Annotated in this window: 25 protein-coding genes; all 25 read right to left on the bottom strand. The window is 48.5% G+C overall.

The window, feature by feature from the left end; genetic code table 11:
• Positions 1–511: 511 nt before the first annotated feature.
• On the bottom strand, positions 512–2,017 hold the full coding sequence (gene lysS / locus AZ66_RS11490; protein ID WP_021260668.1) for a lysine--tRNA ligase: 1,506 nt from the start codon (positions 2,015–2,017) through the stop codon (positions 512–514).
• A gap of 223 nt (positions 2,018–2,240) precedes the next feature.
• On the bottom strand, positions 2,241–2,717 hold the full coding sequence (gene greA / locus AZ66_RS11485; RefSeq protein ID WP_021260669.1) for a transcription elongation factor GreA: 477 nt from the start codon (positions 2,715–2,717) through the stop codon (positions 2,241–2,243).
• A gap of 301 nt (positions 2,718–3,018) precedes the next feature.
• Positions 3,019–4,020 (bottom strand): tRNA dihydrouridine synthase DusB, encoded by a 1,002-nt coding sequence (gene dusB, locus AZ66_RS11480; RefSeq protein ID WP_005545599.1) that lies wholly within the window; start codon positions 4,018–4,020, stop codon positions 3,019–3,021.
• Positions 4,021–4,109: 89 nt separating this feature from the next.
• A complete protein-coding gene (locus AZ66_RS11475) occupies positions 4,110–4,325 on the bottom strand; it encodes a helix-turn-helix domain-containing protein (RefSeq protein ID WP_044354987.1) in 216 nt (71 codons plus the stop codon).
• Positions 4,268–4,828 carry a 2-amino-4-hydroxy-6-hydroxymethyldihydropteridine diphosphokinase gene (folK, locus tag AZ66_RS11470; RefSeq protein ID WP_044354992.1) on the bottom strand — a complete coding sequence of 187 codons (561 nt, stop codon included), beginning with the start codon at positions 4,826–4,828 and terminating at the stop codon, positions 4,268–4,270. The genes AZ66_RS11475 and folK overlap by 58 nt, the downstream gene beginning before the upstream one ends.
• A 54-nt stretch (positions 4,829–4,882) precedes the next feature.
• A complete protein-coding gene (gene folB, locus AZ66_RS11465; RefSeq protein ID WP_044354985.1) occupies positions 4,883–5,296 on the bottom strand; it encodes a dihydroneopterin aldolase in 414 nt (137 codons plus the stop codon).
• Between the two features lie 44 nt (positions 5,297–5,340).
• The gene (gene folP, locus AZ66_RS11460; protein WP_044354984.1) at positions 5,341–6,207 is read right to left on the bottom strand and encodes a dihydropteroate synthase; all 867 of its coding nucleotides are present in this window, start codon (positions 6,205–6,207) and stop codon (positions 5,341–5,343) included.
• Positions 6,208–6,325: 118 nt separating this feature from the next.
• Positions 6,326–7,210 (bottom strand): aminotransferase class IV, encoded by an 885-nt coding sequence (locus AZ66_RS11455; protein ID WP_044354983.1) that lies wholly within the window; start codon positions 7,208–7,210, stop codon positions 6,326–6,328.
• Positions 7,210–7,785, bottom strand: coding sequence for an aminodeoxychorismate/anthranilate synthase component II (pabA, locus tag AZ66_RS11450; protein WP_021260676.1), 576 nt, complete (start codon positions 7,783–7,785; stop codon positions 7,210–7,212). The genes AZ66_RS11455 and pabA overlap by 1 nt, the downstream gene beginning before the upstream one ends.
• Positions 7,786–7,834: 49 nt before the next feature.
• A complete protein-coding gene (locus tag AZ66_RS11445; protein WP_044354982.1) occupies positions 7,835–9,478 on the bottom strand; it encodes an anthranilate synthase component I family protein in 1,644 nt (547 codons plus the stop codon).
• Positions 9,479–9,710: 232 nt separating this feature from the next.
• Positions 9,711–10,649 (bottom strand): cysteine synthase A, encoded by a 939-nt coding sequence (gene cysK, locus AZ66_RS11440; protein WP_021260678.1) that lies wholly within the window; start codon positions 10,647–10,649, stop codon positions 9,711–9,713.
• A 204-nt stretch (positions 10,650–10,853) separates the two neighbouring features.
• Positions 10,854–11,795 (bottom strand): SurA N-terminal domain-containing protein, encoded by a 942-nt coding sequence (locus AZ66_RS11435; protein ID WP_044354981.1) that lies wholly within the window; start codon positions 11,793–11,795, stop codon positions 10,854–10,856.
• A 57-nt stretch (positions 11,796–11,852) separates the two neighbouring features.
• On the bottom strand, positions 11,853–12,785 hold the full coding sequence (hslO, locus tag AZ66_RS11430) for an Hsp33 family molecular chaperone HslO (RefSeq protein WP_021260680.1): 933 nt from the start codon (positions 12,783–12,785) through the stop codon (positions 11,853–11,855).
• 63 nt (positions 12,786–12,848) lie between these two features.
• Positions 12,849–13,619: a type III pantothenate kinase gene (locus AZ66_RS11425; RefSeq protein ID WP_021255197.1), complete on the bottom strand. Its 771-nt coding sequence runs from the start codon at positions 13,617–13,619 to the stop codon at positions 12,849–12,851.
• Between the two features lie 507 nt (positions 13,620–14,126).
• Positions 14,127–16,229 (bottom strand): ATP-dependent zinc metalloprotease FtsH, encoded by a 2,103-nt coding sequence (gene ftsH / locus AZ66_RS11420; RefSeq protein WP_269433074.1) that lies wholly within the window; start codon positions 16,227–16,229, stop codon positions 14,127–14,129.
• A gap of 141 nt (positions 16,230–16,370) precedes the next feature.
• Positions 16,371–16,916, bottom strand: a complete 546-nt coding sequence (gene hpt / locus AZ66_RS11415; RefSeq protein ID WP_021255195.1) for a hypoxanthine phosphoribosyltransferase — start codon at positions 16,914–16,916, stop codon at positions 16,371–16,373.
• Between the two features lie 90 nt (positions 16,917–17,006).
• Positions 17,007–18,599 carry a tRNA lysidine(34) synthetase TilS gene (tilS, locus tag AZ66_RS11410; RefSeq protein ID WP_052648480.1) on the bottom strand — a complete coding sequence of 531 codons (1,593 nt, stop codon included), beginning with the start codon at positions 18,597–18,599 and terminating at the stop codon, positions 17,007–17,009.
• A 305-nt stretch (positions 18,600–18,904) separates the two neighbouring features.
• Complete coding sequence (locus AZ66_RS11405; RefSeq protein ID WP_082061545.1) at positions 18,905–19,972, bottom strand: protein kinase domain-containing protein; 1,068 nt, start codon at positions 19,970–19,972, stop codon at positions 18,905–18,907.
• Positions 19,926–20,693, bottom strand: a complete 768-nt coding sequence (locus AZ66_RS11400) for a VWA domain-containing protein (RefSeq protein ID WP_036620337.1) — start codon at positions 20,691–20,693, stop codon at positions 19,926–19,928. Before AZ66_RS11400 ends, AZ66_RS11405 begins: the two co-directional genes overlap by 47 nt.
• Before the next feature lie 151 nt (positions 20,694–20,844).
• Positions 20,845–23,364 carry a stage II sporulation protein E gene (gene spoIIE / locus AZ66_RS11395; RefSeq protein WP_044354979.1) on the bottom strand — a complete coding sequence of 840 codons (2,520 nt, stop codon included), beginning with the start codon at positions 23,362–23,364 and terminating at the stop codon, positions 20,845–20,847.
• 447 nt (positions 23,365–23,811) lie between these two features.
• Positions 23,812–24,285 (bottom strand): S1 domain-containing RNA-binding protein, encoded by a 474-nt coding sequence (locus tag AZ66_RS11390; RefSeq protein ID WP_021260686.1) that lies wholly within the window; start codon positions 24,283–24,285, stop codon positions 23,812–23,814.
• Between the two features lie 121 nt (positions 24,286–24,406).
• Positions 24,407–24,739: an FtsB family cell division protein gene (locus AZ66_RS11385; RefSeq protein ID WP_021260687.1), complete on the bottom strand. Its 333-nt coding sequence runs from the start codon at positions 24,737–24,739 to the stop codon at positions 24,407–24,409.
• Between the two features lie 44 nt (positions 24,740–24,783).
• Positions 24,784–25,428: a spore cortex biosynthesis protein YabQ gene (gene yabQ / locus AZ66_RS11380; protein WP_044354977.1), complete on the bottom strand. Its 645-nt coding sequence runs from the start codon at positions 25,426–25,428 to the stop codon at positions 24,784–24,786.
• Positions 25,425–25,712 (bottom strand): sporulation protein YabP, encoded by a 288-nt coding sequence (yabP, locus tag AZ66_RS11375; protein WP_044354975.1) that lies wholly within the window; start codon positions 25,710–25,712, stop codon positions 25,425–25,427. Before yabP ends, yabQ begins: the two co-directional genes overlap by 4 nt.
• Before the next feature lie 158 nt (positions 25,713–25,870).
• Entirely contained in the window at positions 25,871–26,350 is a 480-nt protein-coding gene (gene queF / locus AZ66_RS11370) for a preQ(1) synthase (protein WP_044354974.1), read from the bottom strand.
• Between the last annotated feature and the right edge of the window lie 28 nt (positions 26,351–26,378).

Here is a 26,378-nt window from a genome sequence, read left to right as displayed (position 1 = left end):
AACAGTGTGCAACAGGTAAAAAATTACTATTTCAATTTTATACGATCTCCCCTATTGAACTGTGCATAAAACCGCACTGCAAAAGGCTTTATCGTGATTCGTATTTCGATTGGCCTTACTTATAACTACCCCATTCGCCCCTGTTTTACACAGCTATAGGCTATATTCATGATCGTACACAATAATAGCAGCTATCTGCATGCCCCACTAAACCATAAGCAACATCCATCTTATCATCTTCATTCATTCGAGCATACATGTTTTTTCATTTTTCTACATTTAGGCCATGTACCCGAATTCCTCAGCAGTATCCCCTGACATTTCTACACATATCATCACTACACCTAATGATGATTCATCCGCATATGAGTCCCCTTATATAGAAATGAAGCCATTGATCCATAACCTATTTACTTTCTTTCTAATGGAGTATCAGTGACCCTGAACGAATTAAAAAAGGATCGAACCTAGGCCTAAACCTAGGAGCGATCCCTACTATTGCACATTTATCTTAGTTGCTGCGCTCACGCATGTGAGGGAACAACAGTACATCACGAATAGACGGCGCATTCGTAAGCAGCATAACGAGGCGGTCTACACCGATGCCAAGTCCACCTGTTGGAGGCATGCCGTATTCCAATGCACGAATGAAGTCATCGTCCATTTCATGTGCTTCATCGTTACCATGCTCACGCTCTTCCAATTGCGCCTCAAAGCGTTGACGCTGATCGATTGGATCATTAAGCTCGGAGAATGCATTTGCATGTTCACGCGCAACGATGAACAGTTCGAAGCGATCTGTGAAGCGAGGATCCTTGTCGTTCTTCTTCGCAAGCGGAGAAATTTCAACCGGATGCCCCGTAACGAATGTTGGCTGAATCAATGTTTCTTCTACGAATTCTTCAAAGAATGCATTCAGAATATGACCGAATGTATGGTGCGGCTCTACCTTCACATTGTGTTCCTTCGCAACGCGATGCGCCTCTTCGTCTGTCATCTGTGCGGAGAAATCAACACCTGTCACTTCTTTAACTGCATCCACCATCGTTACACGGCGCCATTGCGGCGTCAGATCAACTTCGTGGTTCTGATATTGAATCTTCGTTGTACCCAACACTTCTTGCGCGATATGCGCAACCAGATTTTCCGTCAGGTTCATGATGTCGTTGAAATCTGCATATGCCTCATACAATTCGATCATTGTGAATTCCGGATTGTGACGTGTTGAAATCCCTTCGTTGCGATATACGCGGCCGATTTCATACACTTTCTCCAATCCGCCCACGATCAGGCGCTTCAAGTGGAGCTCAATCGCAATACGCATGTAGAGTTGCATGTCGAGTGCATTATGATGCGTGATGAACGGACGTGCTGCCGCACCACCAGCGATTGCATGGAGTGTTGGTGTCTCCACTTCCAAGTATCCATGGGAATCCAAATAGCGACGCATCGATTGAATAATACGCGAGCGAGTGACGAACGTCTGCTGAACATCCGGGTTCATAATCAAGTCAACATAGCGCTGACGGTAACGCATTTCTACGTCCTTCAGGCCATGGTATTTCTCTGGAAGCGGCAAGAGCGACTTCGACAAAATCTCAAGCTCCAGCACTTTAATGGACAATTCACCTGTCTTCGTCTTGAATACCGTACCACGAACACCAATGATGTCTCCTAGGTCAAGCAGGCTGTAAGCTTCAAATTTTTTCTCATCGATTGTATCTTGACGAACATAAATTTGAATACGGCCGGACAAGTCCTGGATGTGCGCAAAGCTAGCTTTACCCATGCCGCGCTTAGCCATGATACGTCCTGCAAGGCTAACCTCTACACCTGCTTCTTGGAGCTCATCCTTCTCCATCCCATCATACTTATCGAGCACTTCTTTGGCAGTTGCTGTACGCTCATATTTTGTTCCGAACGGATCTACGCCCAGCTTGCGAAGCTCGTCCAATTTGTTGCGGCGAATTTGCAGCAATTCACTTAATTCCGTTTCTTGATTGACGACGTCCGTCATTACACTCCACTCCTTGTATAATTAAATCGCAATATTCCATGATGTATGATAAATGCTTGGGAACAGCACTTATGCTTTCATGTTCTTTCATTTCTTTTCATGAAAAAAAGGGGATAATGTCCTCACTTCTCACACCGCCGATTGGTGAAAAAAGCTTCCATGTATGGAAGCTTTCATCCCAACTTCTCATGTTTGACGCCACAAACTGCTCAGCGGCAGTCGATTAGCGCTTAATCTCGAGAATTTTGTATTGAATCACGCCTGCAGGAACGTTCACGTCCACAGTTGTGCCCTTTTGTTTGCCCAAAATTGCCTTACCTACCGGGCTTTCATTCGAAATCCGGTTCTTCAATGGATCGGATTCAGCAGTACCGACAATTGTATATTCCATCTTGTCGCCGAATTCCAAATCCTCAACGATTACCGTCGAACCAATGCTCACTAGATCTGTGTCAATTTCATCGTTGTTAATGATCCGTGCGTTGCGAAGCATTTTTTCCAATGTAATGATACGACCTTCAATGAATGCTTGTTCATTCTTCGCATCTTCATATTCGGAGTTCTCGCTGATGTCGCCGTAGCCGATCGCTACTTTAATCCGCTCTGCCACTTCACGACGTTTAACGGATTTGAGGTTTTCAAGCTCATCCTCCAGCTTCTTCAGACCGTCCTGGGTCAGAATGACTTCTTTATCGCTCATCTTACCGATTCTCCTGTCATGATATATTTCGCATCCAGCCTCAGGGCCGCTAACAACGATCGATGCGAATGCAGCCGATGCGAATGCTATAGTTCATCATATGGCTTGATTGCCACATCATGACTCCACAACTTGGTCGTTCTTTGTCATACATAGTCGTGTAATATACACCAAGCCCGAGGCCAATTTTCTATTGTTGAATTATATGGGATGGATTTGCAAAAGTCAATGAGACCGCACATGCCCTTGAAAACGCTTTGATCCCCTGAACATGCGCCCGTAACGGCTTCTATATCAGTAATTACTGAACCGTTGATTCAGCCTCTTGCTTCTCATTCACTTGACGTACATACTCCTCCAGCATGCGGGCAACTTCATCGCGGCGTGTTTCTTCCATGATGGCATCCTTCACACGCGCGGCAGAAGGCAATCCCTTCAAGTACCATGCCAGATGCTTACGCATCTCCTTCACTGCAACCTGCTCGCCTTTAAGCGCAATGAGGCGATCCATATGAACAAGCGCAATACGAACTTTCTCTTCTGCCGACGGATCTGGAAGCAGCTCTCCTGTTGTCAAATATTCAATCGTGCGATACAGCATCCACGGATTTCCGAGTGCACCGCGTCCAATCATGACGCCGTCGCATCCTGTCTCTTCCAGCATACGCTTCGCGTCTTCTGGAGAGAACACATCCCCGTTGCCGATAACCGGAATCGAGACATTTTCCTTAACTTGGCGAATATAGCTCCAGTCCGCTTGACCCGTATACAACTGCTCGCGTGTGCGTCCATGTACACTGACCGCTTGACCACCAGCACGCTCAACAGCCTTGGCATTCTCCACTACATAAATGTGATCGTGATCCCAGCCGATGCGCATCTTCACCGTAACCGGTTTATCAACAGCATCAACAACGGCCGACACCATCTCATAGATTTTCTCCGGGTTAAGGAGCCAGCGAGCACCTGCATCACACTTTGTTACCTTCGGAACAGGGCACCCCATATTGATATCAATAATATCGGCATTTGAATCTTTATCGACAATTTTGGCTGCTTCGACGAGCGATTTTCGATCCCCGCCAAAAATCTGCAGACTAAGAGGCTTCTCCCGATCGTCTACATACAGCATCTCACGGGTACGCTCATTGCCATGTACAAGCGCCTTGTCACTAACCATTTCTGCGCATACGAGTCCGCATCCGAATTCCTTCGCAATGAGACGGAAGGCAGGATTGCACACCCCAGCCATGGGCGCAAGCACGACTTGGTTTTTCATTTCTATATTTGCAATTTTCAGCATTGCTCGCACTCCTTTCAACTCTATCCCTATCCATGCGGCCAATATGCCACACGGTTATCTATACAAAACAGGATTACCAATGTTCCATTTTACCGAAAGGAACCCGGTGATGCCAGTTCATCATGTGAAATATTTAATTGCTTGCATATTTCTTTCATCATCTGCTCATCAAGCTGTCGATTCCCCCGCTCTATTTCACCGAGCACGGATACTGAGATGCGCACGCGTTCAGACAGCTGCTGCTGCGTCAATCCTCGAAGCTTGCGGAAAGCCCGGATTCGCTTGGCCACTTGCAAGGACTCCAATTCCGAATACCTTCCTTCCCATCCAGTGTTCCCAAGGCATGATGAACGAATGCGTGCAATTCGACAGCCGACTTCGGAACAATATCAGCAAGCGGCACGAGTACGAACAGCCGCTCTCCCATACGAGGATGCGGCAATGTAAGCAGGTCTGTATTCCATGAAGTATCGCCCATCCATAGCAAATCCAAATCAATGACGCGCGGGCCCCAACGAATATCCCGCACACGCCCCATTTGCTTCTCAATCGCAAGCATCGCCATCAGCAGCTCATCAGGCTGCAACGTTGTCCGAACACAAGCTGTCATATTTAGAAAGGCAGGCTGATCCTCATATCCAACCGGATCTGTCTCGTAAATTGCAGAACATCGCACAACTTGAATCTGCTCCTGAGCTTGAAGATGTGTCAACGCATCATACAAGGCCCGCTCCCGCTCACCAATATTTGCGCCAAGTGCAATATAAGCAGTCTGCTCTCCAGTATGTGTCACTGGATTGTAATCCATTCCTGCTTTCTCCAGCTCGCTACCGGAGAAATCCGTCTTCATTCCATCCATTTGCTATGCCCCACTCCCGCTTGAACTCGATTCCACTCGTATTCTCGTCATCTCAATCGTCACGCCTTGGAAATGTATATCGAACGGTGGGTTCGGCTTCGTTACGCGTACTGTTGCTTCTGCAATCAATGCATATTGCTCCAATAGGACTGCTGCAATACGTTCTGTCAATGCTTCGACAAGCTGGTAGGACTCTTCTTCAACAATCTGCTTCACGGTATTGTAGATTTCGGCATAGTTGATCGAATGCTCCAACTGATCAGATACGCCTGCCGTGCGCAGATCTATTTGCAAGTCAAGATCAACAATCCAGCGCTGGCCCAATTTCCGTTCCTCTTCAAATACACCATGCCGCCCGAACAATTCAATCCGATGCAGCTGCATACGGTCAGGTTTCGATACTTTCGTATTCACCATGAATATACTCCTCTTCTATGCCAAAATAGGGTGATGTCACGCCTTTACTTCTCTGCGGCTCCATTCCGTTTTCTTGGATACAGCATAGCATCACACATACGAACGGTCTGAGCGATTTCCGCTACATCGTGCACCCGCACAATTTGGCAGCCTTGGGCTACTCCCAACGCAACCGTAGCCGCCGTCCCTTGAATAAGAGCATCCATGGGAAGCTGCAGCGTCTCACGAATGAACCGCTTGCGCGAAGTTCCCAGCAATACTGGGTACCCAAGTTCAACAAGCTCATCCAAATGATGCATGAGTTCCAAGTTATCCTCGTAGTCCTTGGCAAAACCAATCCCCGGATCCAGCCAAATATTTCGTTCTTCGACACCCGCTGCCTTGGCAATCGCCACACTCTCCAGCAAATCCCGCTTCACATCATCCACATACCGCTCATAATTCCGTTCAGGACGGTTATGCATCAAAATGATGGGACAGCCATAGGAAGCTGCGACACGTGCCATCTCCGGCTCACGCTTGCAGCCCCAAATATCATTCAAAATATGAGCTCCCGCTTCTAACGCTTGTCTACCTACTTCTGCCTTGTACGTATCGATGGACAATGGGATATGAGGCATTGCCTCATGAAGCGCCTCTATAACGGGAATAACGCGGCGCAGCTCCTCTGCTTCTCCGACCGGTTCATGGCCAGGGCGCGTTGACTCTCCGCCTATATCGATAATGTCTACTCCTTGTGCGACCATTTCCTTGGCATGCTCGATTGCACGATCGATGCGATCATAACATCCTCCATCAGAGAAAGAGTCCGGCGTAACATTCAATATCCCTTGTACCAAGGTACGGTTGCCCAGTATTAATTCTGCTTGATTCCATTTATACGTGTGCTTCCAAAATGTTGGCTGCAACATATACGCATCCCCCTCCCTGCCATCGTAGCTGATCCAACTTAAAATTTCTTATCCCACCAGGCTTATCGGAACCTACTATTCGCAAGTTTCATGCACTATCTAAATCAATCTCAATAAACTACATCCTCTGAACTGTAGAGGCGCGATACAGATTCAGCAACTTACGCGTACAAGCACCTATCCATCCATCGCCCACTTGTCTCTTCTCACCTTCCGCATCGACAAGAGTCGTCACCGGTACAAGTTCCTGAATGGAGGTTGTCAGGAATACTTCATCTGCCTTCCATAGCTGTCCCCAACCATACTTACCTTCCTCCACATGCATACCTGACTGGCCCGCCAGCTCCATGACCCACTGCCTTGTAATACCAGGAAGTATACCGGTCGATACATCTGGTGTGTGCAGACGACCATCCTGAACAAAAAACAAATTGCTCACGATGCCCTCGGATACATGTCCATTGTGATCCAACATGAGCCCCTCAGCCCCTAATGCGGATGAATCCATTTGTGATAACTCCCGCTTAGCGACGATATTATTCATGTATTGTCCCGACTTAAAGCGCACGTCTGCCTCTGGCCCACTCCGCCGTGTACGAAGCAGCTGCAATGGCTTGCCGCATTCATACAGCTCTTCCTGCAAGGCAGGAAGCGACTTCACAAGCACTAGCACATTCGGATGTGTATACACTTCTTGTGGCAGGCCGAAACCATTCTCGCCCGCACTTACGGTGTAACGAATATACGCCTCCATCAGACCGTTTGCATCCATCACTTCTCGAATATGACGTTCAACACGCCCCATATCCTCTACATAGTCGATACCAAGCACTCTGCAAGCCGATGTCAACCGCTCCATATGCCGCTCCAACAAGAAGGGCTTTCCTCCGTAGGTACGCATCGTTTCAAACAAGGTCATGCCGTATAAAAAGCCGTGGTCCATGACAGAAACCGCGGCTTGATCGACAGTTACTACCTTCCCATTCCAACCGATAACATCCATTAAACGCTCGCCTTCGACTTTAAAAAGTTGCGCAGCATCTGATGCCCGTGATCCGTAATGATCGACTCAGGGTGGAATTGGACTCCTTCAATCGGATATTCTCTATGCCGAAGCCCCATAATTTCGCCTTCTTCTGTAGAAGCCGTAATCTCGAGACATTCCGGGAGTGACTCTCGCTCCACCAATAAGGAATGATAGCGAGTTGCTGTAAACGGGCTTGGCAGCTCTTCAAACACCGACTGTCCCTCATGATAGATTGGGGATGTCTTCCCGTGCATCAATCGCTGTGCACGGACAACCTTCCCGCCAAATGCCTGTCCAATTGCCTGATGACCTAAGCATACACCGAAGATAGGGATTTTGCCCTTGAAATGTGCAATGACATCAAGTGTTATTCCTGCTTCGTTCGGTGTGCACGGCCCAGGAGACAGCAGCAGATGATCCGGCTGCAGCTTCTCAATACCTTCAATGTCGATTTCGTCATTGCGGTATACTTCCACCTGCTCCCCAAGCTCCCCTAAATATTGAACCAAGTTATACGTAAAAGAATCATAATTGTCGATAACAAGTATCATGCTAAGCTCATCCTCTCTCGGCCATACCCAGCGGCATGCCTTACCTAATCTAGTCTCCCCGCTCCATCATGTCGCGTTCGCTCAACTGTACTGCCTTCCACAAAGCCTTCGCCTTGTTCCAGCTCTCCTTATATTCACGCGCTGGATCGGAATCAATAACTATGCCCGCTCCCGCCTGAATATGACCTACACCATCCTTTACGGTCATGGTGCGGATAATTATATTAAATTCCATGTCGCCATTATAGTCAATCCAGCCGAATGATCCCGTATACGGCCCTCTTCGTACTGGCTCCAATTCTTCGATGATTTCCATTGTTCTCACTTTCGGCGCTCCTGTAATCGTCCCTCCAGGGAATGTCGCTCGCAACACATCGAAAGCGTCCTTGCCGGCCGCCAGCTTCCCTTTCACCTCAGAAACCAAATGCATAACATGCGAGTAATATTCAATTGTCATTAACTCATCCACCCGCACGGAGCCGTATTCCGATATGCGTCCAACGTCATTGCGCTCCAGATCAACGAGCATAATATGCTCGGCCCGCTCCTTCTCATTCGTACGCAGCTCTTCTGCCATGCGGGCATCCTCTTCCGGGGTATGCCCTCTCCGTCTCGTGCCTGCAATCGGACGAGTGCTCACTTCCCCATCCTTTAGGCCAACCAGAAGCTCGGGGGAACAAGATACAAGCTGGAAGTCAGGGAAACGAAGCAGTCCCATGTATGGAGATGGGTTAAGCACCCTTAACCATTCATAGAGCCGTTCTGGAGTTTCACGCAGCGCACGCATCTGTCTCATGGACAGGTTTACTTGAAAAACATCACCTTGACCAATATATTGCTGAATCTGCCGTACAGCCTCCTCGAAATCCTCCTTCGGGAATGCCGTCTGCACACCTTCCAGCACATCCACATCGAGAAGATTGCCTTCCTTCAGACAGAGGCGACGAAGCTCAGCGGCCTGCTTCACCTCATCCATACGGCAAGATTCCCACCAGACATCCCAGCGCTTCTTCAACTTATCTGCACGCTGGCAAGCAAGCTCATAGTGGATAGATACCCATTCCTCATATCTGGATTCAGCGGTCTGACTGGAGGACTCATCCTCCTTCATTTGGCGCTTGTACGCCGGTGAGATGCTTTGATCAACCTCCGTCATGACCGCACAGTATAGCGCTTGTTCGTCATGATCGACAATCCATAGCTCATTCATTTGCATGAACACATAATCGGGAAGATCCAAATCATCCACCGCCAATTCGGGGAGCCGCTCAATGGATCTAGCAATGTCATAGCTTATATAGCCGACACATCCCCCAGTGAACTTCGGAAGCCCCTCTATGCGTGGCCCACGGTAAGGTGACATCCATTCCTTCACCACATCTAACGGAGCTCCCTTGCGTACCTGTTCATTTCCGTCTGACATTACGATGTGTGCAGAATACCCCTTCCCTCTAATCATAGATTCGGGGTCTAACCCCACAATCGTATAGCGTCCACCCTTCCCGCTCTCCAGTAGGAAGGTGCTCTGCCCAGCATCTGCCCATGCTGATTCCCAAGAAGGAATGTGCGTACTTCCTTCCTGCAACTCATACTTAACCACGTACGGAAGGATCGTGTATTGATTATCGATATAACAGCGCCATTGCTCTTGTGTGATAAGCGCCTGTCCACTTGCTACTGTTGATTGAACCATATGACCACCTCTTCACCCTAGTCCATCATCCCTGCTTATCGATCCCAACTTTCCTTGGATGATAATCATTATCGGATTACTGATTAGTATAAACAATGAGACTACGGATGAAAAGATGAACCACTTACATTTTCTGCATTTTCCTTCATATAAAAATCCCCCCATCTCAAGCTATCGTACAGAAGCATTATGCTTCCAAGTACGCAGCTGGATGGGGGGATGTATTCATTCCTTAATCTTCGAAATTAAATAACGGTGTACTTAAATAACGTTCGCCGTTGCTTGGTACGACTGCAACAATACGCTTGCCGGCTCCCAATTCCTTCGCAAGCTGCAATGCAGCATAGATCGCTGCCCCCGAAGAAATGCCGACTAAGATGCCTTCTTCCTTCGCAACACGACGCGCTATCTCAAATGCATCTTCATTCTCAACCGTAATAATTCGATTATAAATCTCACGGTTCAATATATCAGGTACGAAGTTTGCCCCGATCCCTTGGATTTTGTGCGGGCCCGGCTTGCCTCCAGACAATAATGGAGATGAGGCTGGCTCTACTGCTGCAATTTGAATGCCAGGGAAGTTCTCCTTCAGCACTTCACCAGCACCAGAGATTGTTCCCCCTGTGCCAATGCCAGCGATAAACGCATCCAGCTTGCCATCGAGCGATTGAATTGCTTCAACAATTTCTGGACCTGTCGTCTCCCGATGAATCTTGACGTTCGCTTGGTTCTTGAATTGTTGCGGGATAAAATAAGTAGGGTTCTCTTGTGCCAGCTCTTCAGCCTTGCGAACCGCACCATTCATTCCTTCTGCCCCCGGAGTAAGCACAAGCTCAGCCCCATATGCGCGCAGGAGATTGCGGCGCTCAATGCTCATCGTCTCAGGCATAACCAATATGGCCTTATATCCCTTCGCAGCAGCTACCATTGCAAGCCCAATGCCCGTATTGCCGCTCGTCGGCTCTACAATGGTATCTCCCGGCTTCAATATGCCTTCCTGTTCGGCTACCTCAATCATACTTATTGCGATCCGGTCTTTGACACTGGAGCCCGGATTCTGATATTCCAGCTTCACATAAATTTCGGCGCTATCTTCCGGTACAATTCGATTCAGGCGTACAAGTGGAGTATCCCCGATTAGTTCGGTCACGCTATTGACGATTCTTGGCATAGAGAGCCCTCCCACAGGTTAATAGGAATTGAAATATTTCCGACTAATTCACTAGGTTTTAATTTATATTAGCAAGCCGATAGTCGAATGTCAATAGACCTACTCAAAAATATTCCAAGTTTTCTCGTTCTTTGTCTGAAAAATAACAAAAAGCCCGCCCGAATAAATCATCTTATTCGGACGGACTGCTATTCATGTCACCACTTACTGTGATGAAAAGGCTGAATCTGCAATTGACGCGCCGTATTTCTCTCGGAGCGCTTTTCTCCATTGTACTAATGGAGGAGATTTCTCCAGCGCGATTTCTTTGCGAATACGCTCACGCATTTCATCGTGTTGTTCAGGCCTTACTTCCTTCTTGCCAGTAAGCTGGATAATCGCATATCCATCCTTAATCTTAACTGGATTCGAGGTATCGCCTACTTCCATCAGGGACACTTGGTTCAGTTCCGCGTGATCGATGAATGGATCATCCTCATCAATCCACCCTATTCTCCCACCCTGCTGTGAAGAGAAGGAGTCAAGAGAAAGCTCGCCTGCAAGGAAACCGAAAGATTCCCCTTGCTTAATGCGGCCAATAATTGCTTCCGCGTCAGCGATGTTCGATACCGTTATATGTGCCATTTGATAGGAGTTGATTGGCTCGTATTCACCCTTATGTTCACGCATGTACTCGTCAATATCAGCATCACCGATATCAATGCCGTACGTTGCGATTTTTTCCAATAGGAGTTGATTGCGCATGTCTTGGCTTAATTGCTCCGGACTCATTCCTAGTTGTTCTTTCATTGCTTGGTAATAAGCCTCTTCACTTTCATAACCCTTCATCTGACGCTTAATCTCTCGGGTAACTTCTTCAGAGGTCACCTCAACCCCCAGCGACTTCGCTTCCTGCTCAGCCGCTCGGTTCGTCAGCATCTGCTCCAGTACTAACCCACCGTACTGCTGCTCCAATTCTCTGTTCCACTCTGCACGCGTAATCTTATGCGACCCAACTGACGCAACGACTGATGAGGAATCGGATGAAGCAGCTTCGGGGGGCCCGACCGGAACATCGAGCCGTGAAATAAGTATGCCTGCAAGCACGATCACACAGGCAAACAATATAATAATACAGCCCCATAAGCTCTTGACTTCTCTCGTCATATCGCTTGCTTCCCTTACCTCATATTTCCTTGTAGCACGCCTGTGCTTACACTTACTTTACGATTGCGTCTTCTTCGTTACTGCCGCAGCAGCCAGCTTCTCAAGATCATCACGATTGAAGGCATATGCCTCGTTGCAGAAATGACATACAACTTCAGCTTTATGATCCTCATTAATAATCGCTTGCAGCTCTTCCTGTCCCAAGCTAATAAGCGTGCTTTCCACGCGTTCTCTTGAGCATTGGCATTGGAACACAAGCGGCATCCGATCCATAATGTGAACATCCTTCACGATCCATGTTACCAGCTCATCAAGCTCCATACCTTGATCAAGCAAGGCTGTTACCGGAGGTAATGTACTTAACGATTGCTCAATCTCCGTTATTTCCTCATCAGACAAGCCTGGCAGTAATTGAATAATGAATCCACCTGCATGTAGTACAGAATTGTCAGTGTCTACGAGTACGCCAAGCCCGACTGCGGATGGCGTCTGCTCCGAGGTTGCAAAGTAATACGTAAAGTCCTCACCCAGTTCTCCCGAAATAATCGGAGAACTTCCACGGTAAGGCTCCTTCAAGCCTAGATCCTTCGTAATGTGAATGAAGCCGCTGCGGCCTACTGCTCCCGCAACATCCAGCTTGCCCTCGGCGTTGCTTGCCAAATGAACTTGGGGATGTGTCACATAGCCGCGAACCTCTCCACGCGCGTTGGCATCCGCAACGACCTGACCAATGGGGCCATCACCCTTCACCTGTACCGTAAGCTTCTCTTCGCCCTTCAGCATCGCACCCATCATTGCAGCAGCCGTTACTGTACGCCCTAATGCAGCTGTTGCTGTTGGGTATGTACCGTGGCGACGTTGCAGCTCATTAACCAAGTTAGTCGTGCGCGCAGCAAAAATCCGTACCTTTCCACCTAATCCTGTCCCACGGATAAGCATATCCTGCACGGTATCTTGAGTGATGTTCTGTTGTTGCTTGCTCTCTTCCATGAGTGCCTCCTGTTGCCTTACATATTTTAAAAACGAATGACAGTTTACAACGATTTCTCTATATTATTGGTTACGATTGTAAATGAGACGCAGTCCTTCAAGGGTCAGCAAGGGATTCGTCGTATCAATTGTACGCGATTCGCTTGCAATGAGCTCCGCCAAGCCACCTGTTGCAACGACCTTAGGTTGTGCGCCTAGTTCTTGGCTTATGCGATCCACGATCCCATCAACTTGTCCGGCGTATCCGAATATGATGCCTGCCTGCATGGAATGAACCGTATTGCGGCCAATAACGGACTTCGGCTTCGTCAGTTCAATACGAGGGAGCTTCGCTGCACGCTGATAGAGCGCCTCAGTAGAGATGCCAATCCCCGGAACGATTGCCCCGCCCAAGTAATTGCCTTGCACATCAATCACATCAAAAGTTGTCGCTGTACCGAAATCGACAACTACAAGCGGCATCTCACCACCGTATTGGTCGATGGCAGCAACCGCGTTTACGATGCGGTCTGCACCAACCTCACGCGGGTTTTCATATCGGATATTCAACCCTGTCTTCACGCCTGGCCCTACGATAAGCGGAGTCTTGTACAAGTACGTCTCACACAAGAGTTCCATCGTAGACATAATCGGAGGAACGACAGACGAGATAATAACTCCATCGATATCCTTAACCGAAAGCCCTGCCAGTGAGAATAAGTTGTGGATCATGACACCATATTCATCCGCTGTCGCTTGACGATTCGTGGACAGCCTCCAAAAATGCTGCAGCGTCTCCTGCTGATATACACCTAGAACAATATTTGTATTTCCTACATCGATAACGAGAATCACAGTCTATCCCTCTTTCTTCGCATTCAAGTCAAGATTGATGTCGACCGTTATAACCATGGAAACGCTTATACGGAATTGACATCGACACCGATCAACGCTTTGCCGCGAACGGTAGAGCGTGAACTCGCCCGCTGCTTCAATCTTGATGTATTCTTTACGCTACTAGCAGGTCAGAAGAACACCTGCATGACGCATCATCAACGGTGGCAACGTTGTACGATGACAGATTATAGTATCGCTCGTGCCAACAGAACTTCCATCATTCCATCAGACACGAGCTCCCACACCCAAGTGAAAAATCTATCATGCAGTACGGCACGAAAACCGTGATTATGATCTGCACGTATGGTCTCCCGCTTGTTGTAGTCATTAACACTTAATTTACACAACGCCTATGGCTGTGTCAATTCACAATCGAGACTGCGCTAATATTTCAATAAGCATAAAAAAAGAGTGCACGCTATGGTGCACTCTTTACAATCGCCGAATCGGCGAATGAGGGCTATTCTATTGCTTGTTGTTCTTGTTGTCATCCGGATTGCCTGTGGCTTCTGTATTCGTCTCGGACTGCTCGGAAGGAGCATCTGGACGTTCAACCGCCTGTGGCTCATTACTTCGGAAGTCCTCTGGAGAGGTTCCGTTCGGAATGTCGCCTTCCGGCTTAGCATCAGCTGGGGAATCCCACTGCGTAGGGCCAAGCTTCTCTGGCTTGCCAACAAGGTTCACCTTCACATCGCCAGTTGTCTCAATAATTGGCGTACTGGAAGATGTGCCGCCTGTCACCGATGTGCTGGCAGACTCATCTCCATCTGACTTCTTATCGGAGATGTGGCCATTCTCGATCAATTGCTTGATTTGATCAAGTTCGAGTGTCTCCAACTCAAGCAATGTATTGGCGATGAGGTTCATTTCGCGAGTATGCTTCGTAAGCAATGCCTTCGCACGCTCGTAGCAATCGTTCATGATACGCTGCATCTCCTGATCGATTTCGTAAGCAATCGCATCAGAGTAGTTCTGTTCATGACCAAGGTCACGACCAAGGAATACTTCTCCTTGACGGTTGCCGAACTGCATTGGGCCGAGCTTCTCGCTCATGCCGTACTCCATAATCATGCTGCGCACAATACGTGTTGCTTGCTGGAAGTCACTATAAGCGCCTGTGCCGATTTCGCCGATGAACAATTCCTCAGCAACCCGACCACCAAGCAAACCTGTAACTCTGTCCAGAAGCTCTTGCTTTGTTGTAAGCATACGATCTTCCTTCGGCAGCATGATGACGTATCCGCCAGCACGTCCACGAGGAATAATCGTAACCTTGTGCACCATATCTGCATGTTCCAAGAAGTATCCGATAATGGTATGACCGGCTTCATGGAACGCGACAATACGTTTTTCTCGATCGCTGATCATGCGGCTGCGCTTCTCTGTCCCTACGATAACACGGTCGATTGCTTCGTCCACATCTGTCATCGTAATGTCTTTATGGTTTTTGCGCGCTGCAAGCAATGCTGCTTCGTTCAGCAAGTTCTCCAAGTCGGCACCAGTAAATCCAGTTGTACGCTTGGCAATTGTATTCAACTTCACGTTCTTGTTCAGCGGCTTGTTGCGCGCGTGAACCTTCAATACAGCTTCCCGGCCCTTCAAGTCAGGGCGATCGACTGTGATTTGACGGTCGAAACGACCTGGACGGAGCAATGCTGGATCAAGAATATCTGGTCGGTTCGTTGCTGCGACAATGATAATTCCTTCATTGGCGCCGAAGCCGTCCATCTCGACGAGCAATTGGTTAAGCGTCTGCTCCCGCTCGTCATGACCGCCGCCAAGACCGGCGCCGCGCTGACGACCAACAGCATCGATTTCATCAATAAAGATAATACAAGGAGCATTTTTCTTCGCATTTTCGAACAGGTCACGCACACGGGATGCACCGACACCGACGAACATTTCAACGAAGTCAGAACCTGATATGCTGAAGAAAGGAACTCCTGCTTCGCCTGCAACAGCACGTGCAAGCAATGTCTTACCTGTACCTGGAGGACCGTTAAGAAGAACGCCCTTCGGTATGCGTGCGCCGAGTGCTGCGAACTTGCGCGGATCCTTAAGGAATTCGACGACCTCGACCAATTCCTGTTTCTCTTCATCCGCCCCTGCAACATCTTCGAAGGTAACACGCTTCTTCTCTTCATTATACAAGCGAGCACGGCTCTTGCCGAAATTCATGACCTTGCCGCCGCCACCCTGAGCTTGATTAAAGAAGACGAAGAACAGGATGAACATGATCACAAATGGAATAAAGGAAGTCAGGACCGTCAGCCATAGGCTTTGCTCCTCCATCTTCTTCCACGTAAGCTTGAGGGATTGCTGTGCCGTATCGGCCTTCATAATCTCCTCAATAGCTGGTGAGCTATCTGGAATATACGTTACGAACTGCTGAGATTTCTGTCCATCTGGAATTTTCTTATATTTACCGATGACCAAATATGCCCGACCTTCATATTGAATCGTCATTTCGTCTATATTGTTGGCCGCTAACTCTTTGCGAAACTGGTCATATCTCGGGGTTTCCGTGGCTTCTCCGCCGTTGCCAATGAATTGGACAATGCCGACCACGACTAGAAAAAGAATCAGATAAAAACCAGAGTTCTTAAAAAGCGATTCATCCCCAACCTCCTCTCAAAGACACGAAATTATTGTATCATAGCACGTATTGCCATCACAACTTGACCATCTAAGCGATGAGAATGAATGATTCTACACCTCGTCGGAATAAATCTCACGCTTCAATACGCCAATGTATGGAAGATTGCGATACTTCTCAGCAAAATCAAGTCCGTACCCAACGATGAACTCATCGGGCAGAACGAAGCCTTTGTAGTCTGCTTCCATATTAGTGGTGCGACGCGCCGGCTTATCGAACAGAGTAACTACACGGATCGAGTTCGCCTTGCGGCCCTGAAGCACCTCAATTAAGTAACTGAGGGTCAGCCCTGTATCAATAATGTCCTCCACAATGAGAACGTCGCGGCCTTCAACCGATACATCCAAATCCTTCATAATACGCACAACGCCCGAAGACTTCGTTGATGCGCCATAGCTGGATACCGCCATGAAGTCCAATTCCAACGGTACTGTAACATTCTTGACCAAATCGGCCATAAAAATGAACGCACCCTTGAGCACGCAAATAACGAGCGGACATTTGCCAGCGTAATCGCGGCTAATCTGTTCACCCAATTCCTGTACTTTTGCTTGAAGCTGTTCCTCGCTAAATACTACCTTCTCAATGTCGTTATGCAATGATGGGCCCTCCTATTGTGAATACTCAATCTTATGTGAACGTTAATCGTTCCATGCGGCAAGCCAATGACCGGCTATGTCTTCGTTACCTCATGGATGGACAGATCGCTCATGGGCTCCGCCCTCCAGTGCAAAATGAACGACCGCTTGTGTCGAAGGCTGCACATATGCCGCATTAGAACGCCGCACTCCAGGTATCCACACAATGTGTCCGTTCGCGTCCGCAACAAGAGGAATCGTGTCACGCAATGACGGCGCGATTTTCAAGTCAACGAACATATCTTGCACTTTTTTGCTGCCATTTAGTCCTTGCACCCGCATCCGATCTCCTGGCTGCCGAGTACGAACAACAAGCGGCCAACACAGCTTTTCAGCATCGAATGAAGCTTCCCAAGCCTGTCCGTGATGATGTTGACCTGTTGAAAAGCTCTCGCTCCTTCCGGCATCGCTGCCAGCCTTCACTTCTGCCACAGCCGTCCACCGCAGTGTGCTGTTGTTATTCGGTAATGACAATTGCCCCATTGCATCGGTTCTATGTATCGTAAAGCCAGTCTTGCAGTCTGCACCTTCTGTAGAATCATGGTGTATCCGAAGCCATAGCAAACGCTCATATTCACGCGCAAATACAATGTCTTGAGCAACATCCACCCTCCACGTAGTCGAACACTCGCCTGCTGCTCTCACTCTTGCTGAGTCAACGGCTTCAAAATCAATCTGATCCGAACCTCGTGTAAGATAATTTAATATTAGTTTAATCAACCTGCGTTGTAAAGCAACATGTAATCCTAGAAAGGTGTTCCGATCAAGAATATATCCCGCCTGCACATGCGGAATAAATAATGCGGCATTGCTGTCACCAGACCTACCATCGTTTACCGCCTTTACGTGACGATGAAACAACCTACGGGTCTCCGCTTCCATATAATCATCTTCATCACGCAGTGAGTCCGCCATCCTGCAGAGCGCTTCAACAAGTCTTGGATTCTCCTCCTCAAGCTGAGGGATAATATCCAGCCGCATCCGATTGCGAAAATAACTACGCTTGGTGTTGCTGCTGTCGTTCACATATGGAATGTCCCGCACTGAGCACCAATGGAGCACTTCCACCTTACGCAGCATTAGCAATGGCCGAACAAAGAGCAACCCTACTTCTTCCCGGCTCCACGCCATACCAGCTAACCCTGTGCTGCCTGTTCCTCTTATTAAGCGCATAAGTACGGTCTCGGCTTGGTCATCCGCATGATGAGCAAGCGCAACATGAGTAGCTCCATATTGACTGGCAGTACGGATGAGGAACTCATAACGAAGCAGCCTTGCTGCCGCCTGAGGATTAAGTCCTTCCCGCTTCGCTAAACCAGGAGCATCAACCCGGATCATCTCAAATGGAAGTCCCAATCTTGCCGCTTCCTTCTCGACGAATCTGGCCTCTTCATCTGATTCTTGCCCGCGAAATCCGTGATGAACATGGGCAACAATGAGCCTGCCCGGCTTGCAGTCACTTCGTTCATTCAATGCAGCCAGTGCATGTAGAAGCAGCATCGAATCCGGGCCGCCTGATACAGCTACTACCATTACAGCACCTGCACCCCAGAGACCTCTCATACACCACTCGGCTTCCAATTGCTCTATCCATTTGTCCCAAGCATTGAATTGCTCACCGTTCGCTGATTGTCCTGCTGTCATTATTCATCCCCGATTCCCGGCATTCATTCAAGCACCTGCATGCTTCCGCAATAAAGCTCCACGCACGTGCAGGTTCATGTCCATCTTGCTATGTATGAAGCATACCAAATCGATGAAGCACGTTCAAAATTAGCGTGCTACCAATCGAGCCCGTGAAGCCTGCACTGCATCCATCGGAAGTCGATTGCGTTCACCCACTTCCAATTCGAACATCTTCTTAATAAGTATGTATGTATAACTACGTTGTTCCTACGGATAAGATGCATATGATTGTTACCAATATACCACAATTTTAGGCTATAAAATTAATAGAAGCTTCCTGTCCACCATGCGATACTAATTACAAACAAAATAACAGATACAGCAAAAAGCCACTTCATCCATAGCGGAGTTGGCCGATATGGCCGCATCCCCGATCGATGTAAGCGGCGACTTAATTCATCCCACATCCGGCACGCTTCTTCCGAATTGGAAAATGTCCCCTTTAACGCATGGACAAGCCATGACTCATAATGCCGCAGGACAGGATGGGTATGAATAAGCTCCAATACTTCCTTTACTTCCCGCATTTGGGGCAATGCCCGCTTCATGCGCTCACGGAGCTCCTTTCCCCCGAGCACCTGAATCGTCAATATGGCAAATGAGAACAGATCATATCCATCATCTGCGGTACGCGAGCCCGCATGCCAATACCCCCGATCATACATTTCAGTGAATTGCTTTACGCTCTTCCCTCTGCTCGTTAATCCTCCATAATCAACAAGCTCAACCTCTCCGCCGTTACCTACAATGACATTTTCCGCCTTAAGATCGCCGAATACCCATCCATGCCGATGTACATTATGCAGCTTCGCCAGCAGTTTGCTTCCCACTATACCGTACCACCTGGGGCCCTTCTTCCGGATGTAAGCTTTAATACTATCACCTGGAACATAGCGCATTACATAAAAGGATATACGCTCCCCATTCATATCTGCATCATCTACATCAACAAGGAAGGGACGATTGTCTTGGTGATATGATGTTCGGGAGGATGTTCGCCGCTGCTTCTCCAGACTGCCAAGCGCATTCACTTCCGATTGGAGATCAACGGCGTTGGCGCTTATTTTCAACGCAAAGGGGCCTATCGCTCCCCCACGTCCATCATTAGGGGCCGACAGCATCGTCACCAGATAGACTACCCCATTGGCGCCACTTCCAAGAAGACGCTCAATCCGATAGGCACGGTGATTCCATACCCCATGCAGCACCATGCCTGCCCGCAACTGGCTGTGGGAGTCTCCCTTTTGGGGTTTTTGAGATGCTTTATTGAGTTGTCGCCTTTCCTTAAACGATGTAGTCACTCCATACCCCGTCCATTTCCATTCTTTCATGATGATTAATAGGCACCACTTCTGCTTCCTTGTTCACAGTGCGAGGTACCGTACGATAATAATCTATGACTTGCAGCAAAGCCGGGCCAGTCGGTGTTGTCCCACGCATATTCAGTCGCTGGAACAACTTCTTCGCACGCGTGATCTCATCCGTCCACTCTAAGTCCTGTACTGCTTCCTCTCCCCCATATGGGCCAGGAAAATGAAATACACACAGCTCACTCTTGCCGCTTCGTGCTTGCAGGTTAAGCATTAAATCCCGTATCGCTTCCTCAACTGCGGCCAGCTTCGGCTTCATGCTTGCACTAGCATCAATAAGCAGCGCCACCTTGAGCGCTGACTGTTCCGTCATATCGTCCATGACACGAACCACTTCAGAGCGCTTCTCCGGTGGGAGTGCTTGCACACCATCAGTTGCAGCATCGCCCAGAATTAGCTTCAATTCCTTATTCACAGCCTGCTGTATCGTCTGCACTACTGTCTTACGCGTCATCATCTGAATCGTCTGCGACAGCTCATGCGATTGCACGATGCGGCTTACACCACCACCTGCACTAGCAATCTCTTCAATCTCGCAAGCACCCAATTGCCCAATTGTACCATAATCAACAATGCCGACTACATTGACCGTTATTCCATTCTCCCTTGCCTCCGCGGCGGCAAGGGCAGGCTGAATGCCTACATTGGAGCATCCATCCGTAATGAGAAGAATTTGCTTCATCATCCTCATTCATCTCCCTATGGTCACTATGAATCTAGTTCTAGTGTGCCCCATAATAGGAGAGTTTAACCATAGTGTGAGAGTTCATCCCCCTCTGGAGAAGTCTTAGAAGCAATGGAGGAATAATCGATCATAGTCTGTTTTTGGATAATCAACTGACAGGCATCGGCCGTTCGATTCGATCACCCCCACTCCAATGCAGAGTCGCCCATTGTGGTCGATGTCTCGTTACACGCGTGACAACAATGGTCATATCATCATCAATACATCCGCCCGAATGCCGGATGACAGTCTCTAGCAGGAGATCAGCAATTTCCTGCGGGTCGTCCGTCTCGAGCTCCTGGATGAGCCGCTTCATCCATAATTCCTTATTAACGGCTGGCCCAGGCGCATCAAATACCCCGTCTGTCATCATCACCACAATATCGCCCGGCGATAGAGATGTGTCAACCAATTCAATATCAATATCCTGTAATATACCTATCGGCAAATTGTTTGAGGAAACTAAATGGACCTCTTCGTCTCGCTTAATGAAGCTTGGTGTAGAGCCACTCTTAATCAACATCGTCTTGGCGGAGAATAAATCAATAATTGCTAAATCTAGCGTTGCATACACTTCATCAGGAGATCGAAGGGTCAGTACCGAATTGACGGACTTGATCGCCAGCTGCTCCTCAATTCCTGCCTGAAGCAGCTGAGCAAGCAAATGAAGTGCTGTACTGCTCTCCAAACGCGCCCTCTCTCCATTCCCCATTCCGTCACTTAAGGCAACTGCGAACTTTCCGCTGCCCAGTTCGAGCGCACTGAAGCTATCTCCCGACAGCATTCCACCTCCCTTGGCAGTACCCGCCATCCCTGTATCAACCTCGAAGGCCTTCGCTGTTACGAAGGAGACAATACCCTGCCCTTCCGATCTGGTAATGGATTCGTCCCGTACGGCAATATGCTCGCCCAATATATCTGACAACAGGGGAGCGATCAGCTTGCGGCATTCATCATATCCTTCCGTGAAGGAATGCACCATTTCAATCTCCACACGCCCAGGATCCAGTGACATGATATCTACACGGTGAACCGACAATCCTAGATCTTCTACGGCCTGACGGATCTGCTCTTCCTGCATGAACAGTTCTCTGCCCTCGCGCTGAATTTCATTCGCTAAGTCATCCATGACCTGTGAAACCCCTGATAACTGCTCAGCTACAAACTGGCGACTGTCCTGCAGCTGCCTGCGCCAATGTTCCTCATGTATGTGCCGAATATGCTGATCTCGCAGCACCGTAAGCATCTGGTGCGCCCGCAGACAATGTGTCTTCCAAGAGTGAGGGAGCGGCTTGTCCTTCCATGCGAACTCCGGGTTCCCCTCCACCTTCACGAGCATTTGCTTCATCATCGTCATCGTCTGAATCGACTTGCGGCCCCAACATGCCTGCCTTCGCGGGCATGCCCCGCATGTAACCACAGATGCGGCCTCAATAACTCCATCCGATATCTCTTCCTCACCTACCTGCGCAGGTGCATCACCAGCTGCCGTAGGTGCAGCCTGCTTGAAACTGTGTGACAGCTGATCGAATACCTTGGAGAACTGCTGGACACGCTCTGCCGTCATGTCGCGCATGCGCTTCGCATATTCATGCTGTGAATTCGTATGCTCACTCGTCCCTGGGACATACTTAGCCAATGTGCGGCATATGGATTTGGGAGTAAGCAGAAATAGGGCAGCTGCGGCTATCGTCTCCCATGTCGATACCATGACCTGCTCTGGCGGGCCAATATAGACCGATAAGATTGCCGTACCCAGCAGCATACCGAAGGCAACTGCCCAGCGTTTCCCTTCCCGCAGCAGTCCTGCAAGCAGACCAGAGAAGGCTAATACGCTCATTTGAGATAGTGAACTCGGCTCTGCAAGACCAAGGATTAGTCCAAGCACAACGCCTACTGATGCGCCTAGTGGTGCCCCGCCAACTAGAGCAAATAGAAGAACGAAATAGCGTGATAAAATATGATCCAGCTGCATGCCCTGTACACTCCAGCCGACAGCACCTGTCATCATAGAAGCAAGCAGAATCATTAGGCAAATCATTTCATCCACACGAAGCGTATAATTGCGTTTACTCATCGTCAGTACGGGCAGGGCTTGAACAAATACGAGCGTTAAGACGAAGCCAAGCGCCGCATCTGTAACATCCATTGCTAGGGCATACCAAGTGAAAGAGTGTGATAGAAAAGTGACGAACAGCTTCACAATAAGACTAGCCGTAAACACCATCAATGGTGCGATGTTCATATCTGAACGTCTATCATAAGCCTTCCATCCACGATACATGAGAACAATGAGCAGCAGTTGCATCCCCATCATTAGCGTAATTTGCTCTGGAGCGAACAAGCTTCCGGCCAACAATGCAGTTCCAACCCACGTAGCCAGCTCCCGGCGCGAAAAGTATACAACCGCAAAAAAGGCAGCCGCAAACGGGAATAATTCATTCAAGATCATGGCACGACCAAGAAGGAAGCCGATCAGGACGAACATAATCGTCCATTTGCGCGTACCTAGCATACGTTGGAATCCGTCCAGACGCCATTTGCTAGGAGCATTCATCCATCCGGTTCCTTCTTCCTTGATATCCTGCCAGCCTCTTTTTGGAAATGGAATGATCTTTGTCTTACTCATCATTTGGCACCACCTATTCTATGAATTGTGTGCCTCTCATTATAAAAAAGGAGATAGAAATAGTTTGTCATAAAAAGGAAAGGGGCCAAAAAAACTTTCCGACAAGCGTCGCAAGCGTTTTCCAGTGCAAAATATGTGCGGCGTGTCAGGGGTTTGGGCGATCTCCACTTAAGCAGCTTTGAAGAGGAGATGTCATATTTTTGTCGTTCATCCGCTAGGGTCGACGGCCATTTGACAATAAAGCATACGGAAAGGCGTAAGAACCTGTCGTACAGGCAGGCCGACACGACAAAAAAAGTTTTGCCAGCAATTTTGCAGCAAGGAAACGGCGATCCCGTCAGATTGTGGCGTCCAAATGTCTACATGTTTTGCTTATATGCACACGCAAAAAAACCGCAAAACCGGTTGCCCGGCTTGCGGCTTTATTTACGTTGTCGTCCTGGACGATTACATGCGGCGTGCTCCACGGCCTCCACGCTTGGATTCCGTATTCTTCTTCAAAGAAGAAATGCGTTCTTCACTATCCTTAAGGAAGCGCGACATCTTATCCTCAAAAGAAGCGAAACTAGGCGACTTGCGTCCCCCCCGATCCCGGTTCCCGTGTCCATACCTGCTATTGCCCCCGTCTCTTCCTGGAGGACGGTCCGGACGAGGTCCTCTTGGAGGTCTCTGTTCCGTTACAGGTTTATCGACTGCTTGCTTAATAGACAAGCCGATCTTGCCGTCCTTGTCGACGTTAATAACTTTGACCGTGACTGCATCGTCAATCTTTAAATGGTCATTCACGTCCTTGACATAGTTATCGGCAATTTCAGAGATGTGAACCAGTCCCGTGACACCCCCCGACAGATCAACGAACGCTCCAAAATGCGTAATCCCTGTCACCTTGCCTTCTAACTTGGTGCCCACTTCAATTGTCATAGAATAAAATGTTCCTCCCTTAAAATGTTAAACGGAACATTGCTCAAAAGCAATGCTTATGTCGTGATTATACTGTAATGGCGCAACATTGGTCAACCGACGGTTGTCCTGATTTTACGCTCTATTCGTCGTGTTTGCGGATGAGGAGTTCGTCCGGAAGCACCATACCTCGGCTTCGCGCCAATTGCAGTATGTATTCCGTTGTATTGAGCCGATCGACCTCTGTACGCAGATCGTTGCGAACCTGCTCGACTTCGCCCTTCTCCTTCTCACGCGCCTTCAAATCTGAGCGAAGCTCTTCCATCGTGTTCAATTGACTGAAGTACGTATACGTGCCCCACCCTATAAACAAGGCCATGAAGATCAGCCACATGCGCAATCTGCGCTTGGCTCCCGCTATTTTGTTATCTTGGTTGCGGCTTGGAGTATGTCTTCGGGATTTAGACACCGACATACGTGCACCCCCTTGTATCAGTAGCTCACGATACACCTTACCCGCTAGCGCTTGCGTCTAAACAGGTCAAGCAACCGCCTCATCTGGCGACGTACACCAATGAGCCACGCGGAAATGCGCTTGCCGGCTGATATCAGCCCTTGCCATATGCCCTTGCACCGTTCCGTCATTCCGAATCGGTTCCATAGCGGCATGACAAGTGGCTTGAACAACCATGCGATGAGCAGCCAGAGCGGTCGTAAACATTGTAGCACAATTTTGAGGAGGAACATAGCAGACGATATGAAAAATAATGTAAGTGCCTTTATTCCTGCCCATATCCCTTTGAGTGGCAGTACAATAAGCACATACACACACCGCATTGCGAAGCGCCATAGGGCCTTTATGGCGGCAACCAACCATTTCACAATCAAGACGGTTATTCTGCTAAGGAATACAGCATACAGCCATGCGCCTGCTGCCAGACCAAGCAGCACATAAAATCTTAATTCTCCCTGATTGCCCTTCACGAGCATTTGGAACACGAATAGCGTCGCTGCCAGCCAATAGAGCAGATCAAATACAGGCAGCGTCCACCGTGGAAACTTGAATTGGCCTGCGACGACACGGTAGCTGTCGAACACCAGACCAAGCGCAAGTCCGCTCATCATCATGAGCATCACGGTCATCCATTGAGTATGGAGGTTCACTTGAATAACTTACCGAAAAAGCCCTTCGACTTGTCCTGCGCATTCGCATCCAAATAGGTCAGGGAGTTGACCGTACCTTCGATGGCAACCAAGCCTTGTTCCAGGCTCAAATTTTTAATATGCAAATTGTGGCCACTTATCGTCAAGAAGCCGCATTCTGTATCAAGCAGGAACTCCTCACTGTCGAAGCTCTCTACCTTGCTCACTCCGCTAATCTCGAGGAGCTTGCGGTTCATCATCTTCACTTCTTGGCGCTTGGCCGCTGGCTTATTGAAATCAACCATGGCATGTACCCCTCCTTCTCAACACTAGCTTATGAAGGAGATTGAAGATTAGAACTGCAACTATAGCAAGGAGAGAGGATTATACTATGAACGTATACTCTCTCTCTTCGCTTGCTCTATTTATTGTGATTGCTCAGTCGTTGCCAGCATCTTATACCTTAGCGGTTGTCTACCTTCTCTGGATACATATCATGGTTCATCAGTCGATGGGCAGCCATCTCTTCATACTTCGTACCCGGCTGGCCATAGTTGCAGTACGGATCAATCGAGATGCCGCCACGCGGGGTAAATTTGCCCCATACCTCGATATATCTCGGATCAAGCAGCTTAATCAGATCATTCATTATGATGTTCACGCAATCCTCATGGAAGTCGCCATGGTTGCGGAAACTGAACAAATACAGCTTAAGCGACTTGCTCTCCACACATTTCACACCCGGGATATAGCTGATGTAAATGGTCGCAAAGTCTGGCTGTCCCGTAATCGGACATAGACTTGTAAATTCCGGACAATTGAATTTGACGAAATAATCCCGGTTAGGATGTTTGTTGTCGAATGACTCCAAAATGTCTGGTGCATAGTCTGACGGGTACTCCGTCTTTAATCCAAGCTGCTTCAAATGCAATTCTGCTTTCATTTCTTCCTGCCATCGTCATTGAATCTCC

The organism is Paenibacillus sp. E194, from assembly GCF_000935845.1.
Lineage (GTDB): Bacteria > Bacillota > Bacilli > Paenibacillales > Paenibacillaceae > Paenibacillus_B > Paenibacillus_B alvei_B.
Note: the sequence above shows the minus strand (reverse complement) of the source record. Positions and strands in the feature narration are given on the sequence as shown.

What these genes read in the sequence shown, in the direction of transcription:
- AZ66_RS11385 (WP_021260687.1), bottom strand. Translation starts at nt 24,739, where the DNA reads ATGTCGGTGTCTAAATCCCGAAGACATACTCCAAGCCGCAACCAAGAT.
- dusB (WP_005545599.1), bottom strand. Translation starts at nt 4,020, where the DNA reads ATGCTGAAAATTGCAAATATAGAAATGAAAAACCAAGTCGTGCTTGCG.
- folB (WP_044354985.1), bottom strand. Translation starts at nt 5,296, where the DNA reads ATGGTGAATACGAAAGTATCGAAACCTGACCGTATGCAGCTGCATCGG.
- AZ66_RS11455 (WP_044354983.1), bottom strand. Translation starts at nt 7,210, where the DNA reads ATGGATGTTATCGGTTGGAATGGGAAGGTAGTAACTGTCGATCAAGCC.
- AZ66_RS11390 (WP_021260686.1), bottom strand. Translation starts at nt 24,285, where the DNA reads ATGACAATTGAAGTGGGCACCAAGTTAGAAGGCAAGGTGACAGGGATT.
- spoIIE (WP_044354979.1), bottom strand. Translation starts at nt 23,364, where the DNA reads ATGAGTAAGACAAAGATCATTCCATTTCCAAAAAGAGGCTGGCAGGAT.
- pabA (WP_021260676.1), bottom strand. Translation starts at nt 7,785, where the DNA reads ATGATACTTGTTATCGACAATTATGATTCTTTTACGTATAACTTGGTT.
- folK (WP_044354992.1), bottom strand. Translation starts at nt 4,828, where the DNA reads ATGGATTACAATCCAGTGACACATACTGGAGAGCAGACTGCTTATATT.
- queF (WP_044354974.1), bottom strand. Translation starts at nt 26,350, where the DNA reads ATGAAAGCAGAATTGCATTTGAAGCAGCTTGGATTAAAGACGGAGTAC.
- AZ66_RS11400 (WP_036620337.1), bottom strand. Translation starts at nt 20,693, where the DNA reads ATGAAGCAAATTCTTCTCATTACGGATGGATGCTCCAATGTAGGCATT.
- lysS (WP_021260668.1), bottom strand. Translation starts at nt 2,017, where the DNA reads ATGACGGACGTCGTCAATCAAGAAACGGAATTAAGTGAATTGCTGCAA.
- folP (WP_044354984.1), bottom strand. Translation starts at nt 6,207, where the DNA reads ATGTTGCAGCCAACATTTTGGAAGCACACGTATAAATGGAATCAAGCA.
- AZ66_RS11405 (WP_082061545.1), bottom strand. Translation starts at nt 19,972, where the DNA reads ATGAAAGAATGGAAATGGACGGGGTATGGAGTGACTACATCGTTTAAG.
- AZ66_RS11445 (WP_044354982.1), bottom strand. Translation starts at nt 9,478, where the DNA reads ATGGTTCAATCAACAGTAGCAAGTGGACAGGCGCTTATCACACAAGAG.
- tilS (WP_052648480.1), bottom strand. Translation starts at nt 18,599, where the DNA reads ATGACAGCAGGACAATCAGCGAACGGTGAGCAATTCAATGCTTGGGAC.
- yabP (WP_044354975.1), bottom strand. Translation starts at nt 25,712, where the DNA reads ATGGTTGATTTCAATAAGCCAGCGGCCAAGCGCCAAGAAGTGAAGATG.
- cysK (WP_021260678.1), bottom strand. Translation starts at nt 10,649, where the DNA reads ATGCCAAGAATCGTCAATAGCGTGACCGAACTAATCGGGGATACTCCA.
- hslO (WP_021260680.1), bottom strand. Translation starts at nt 12,785, where the DNA reads ATGGAAGAGAGCAAGCAACAACAGAACATCACTCAAGATACCGTGCAG.
- greA (WP_021260669.1), bottom strand. Translation starts at nt 2,717, where the DNA reads ATGAGCGATAAAGAAGTCATTCTGACCCAGGACGGTCTGAAGAAGCTG.
- AZ66_RS11435 (WP_044354981.1), bottom strand. Translation starts at nt 11,795, where the DNA reads ATGACGAGAGAAGTCAAGAGCTTATGGGGCTGTATTATTATATTGTTT.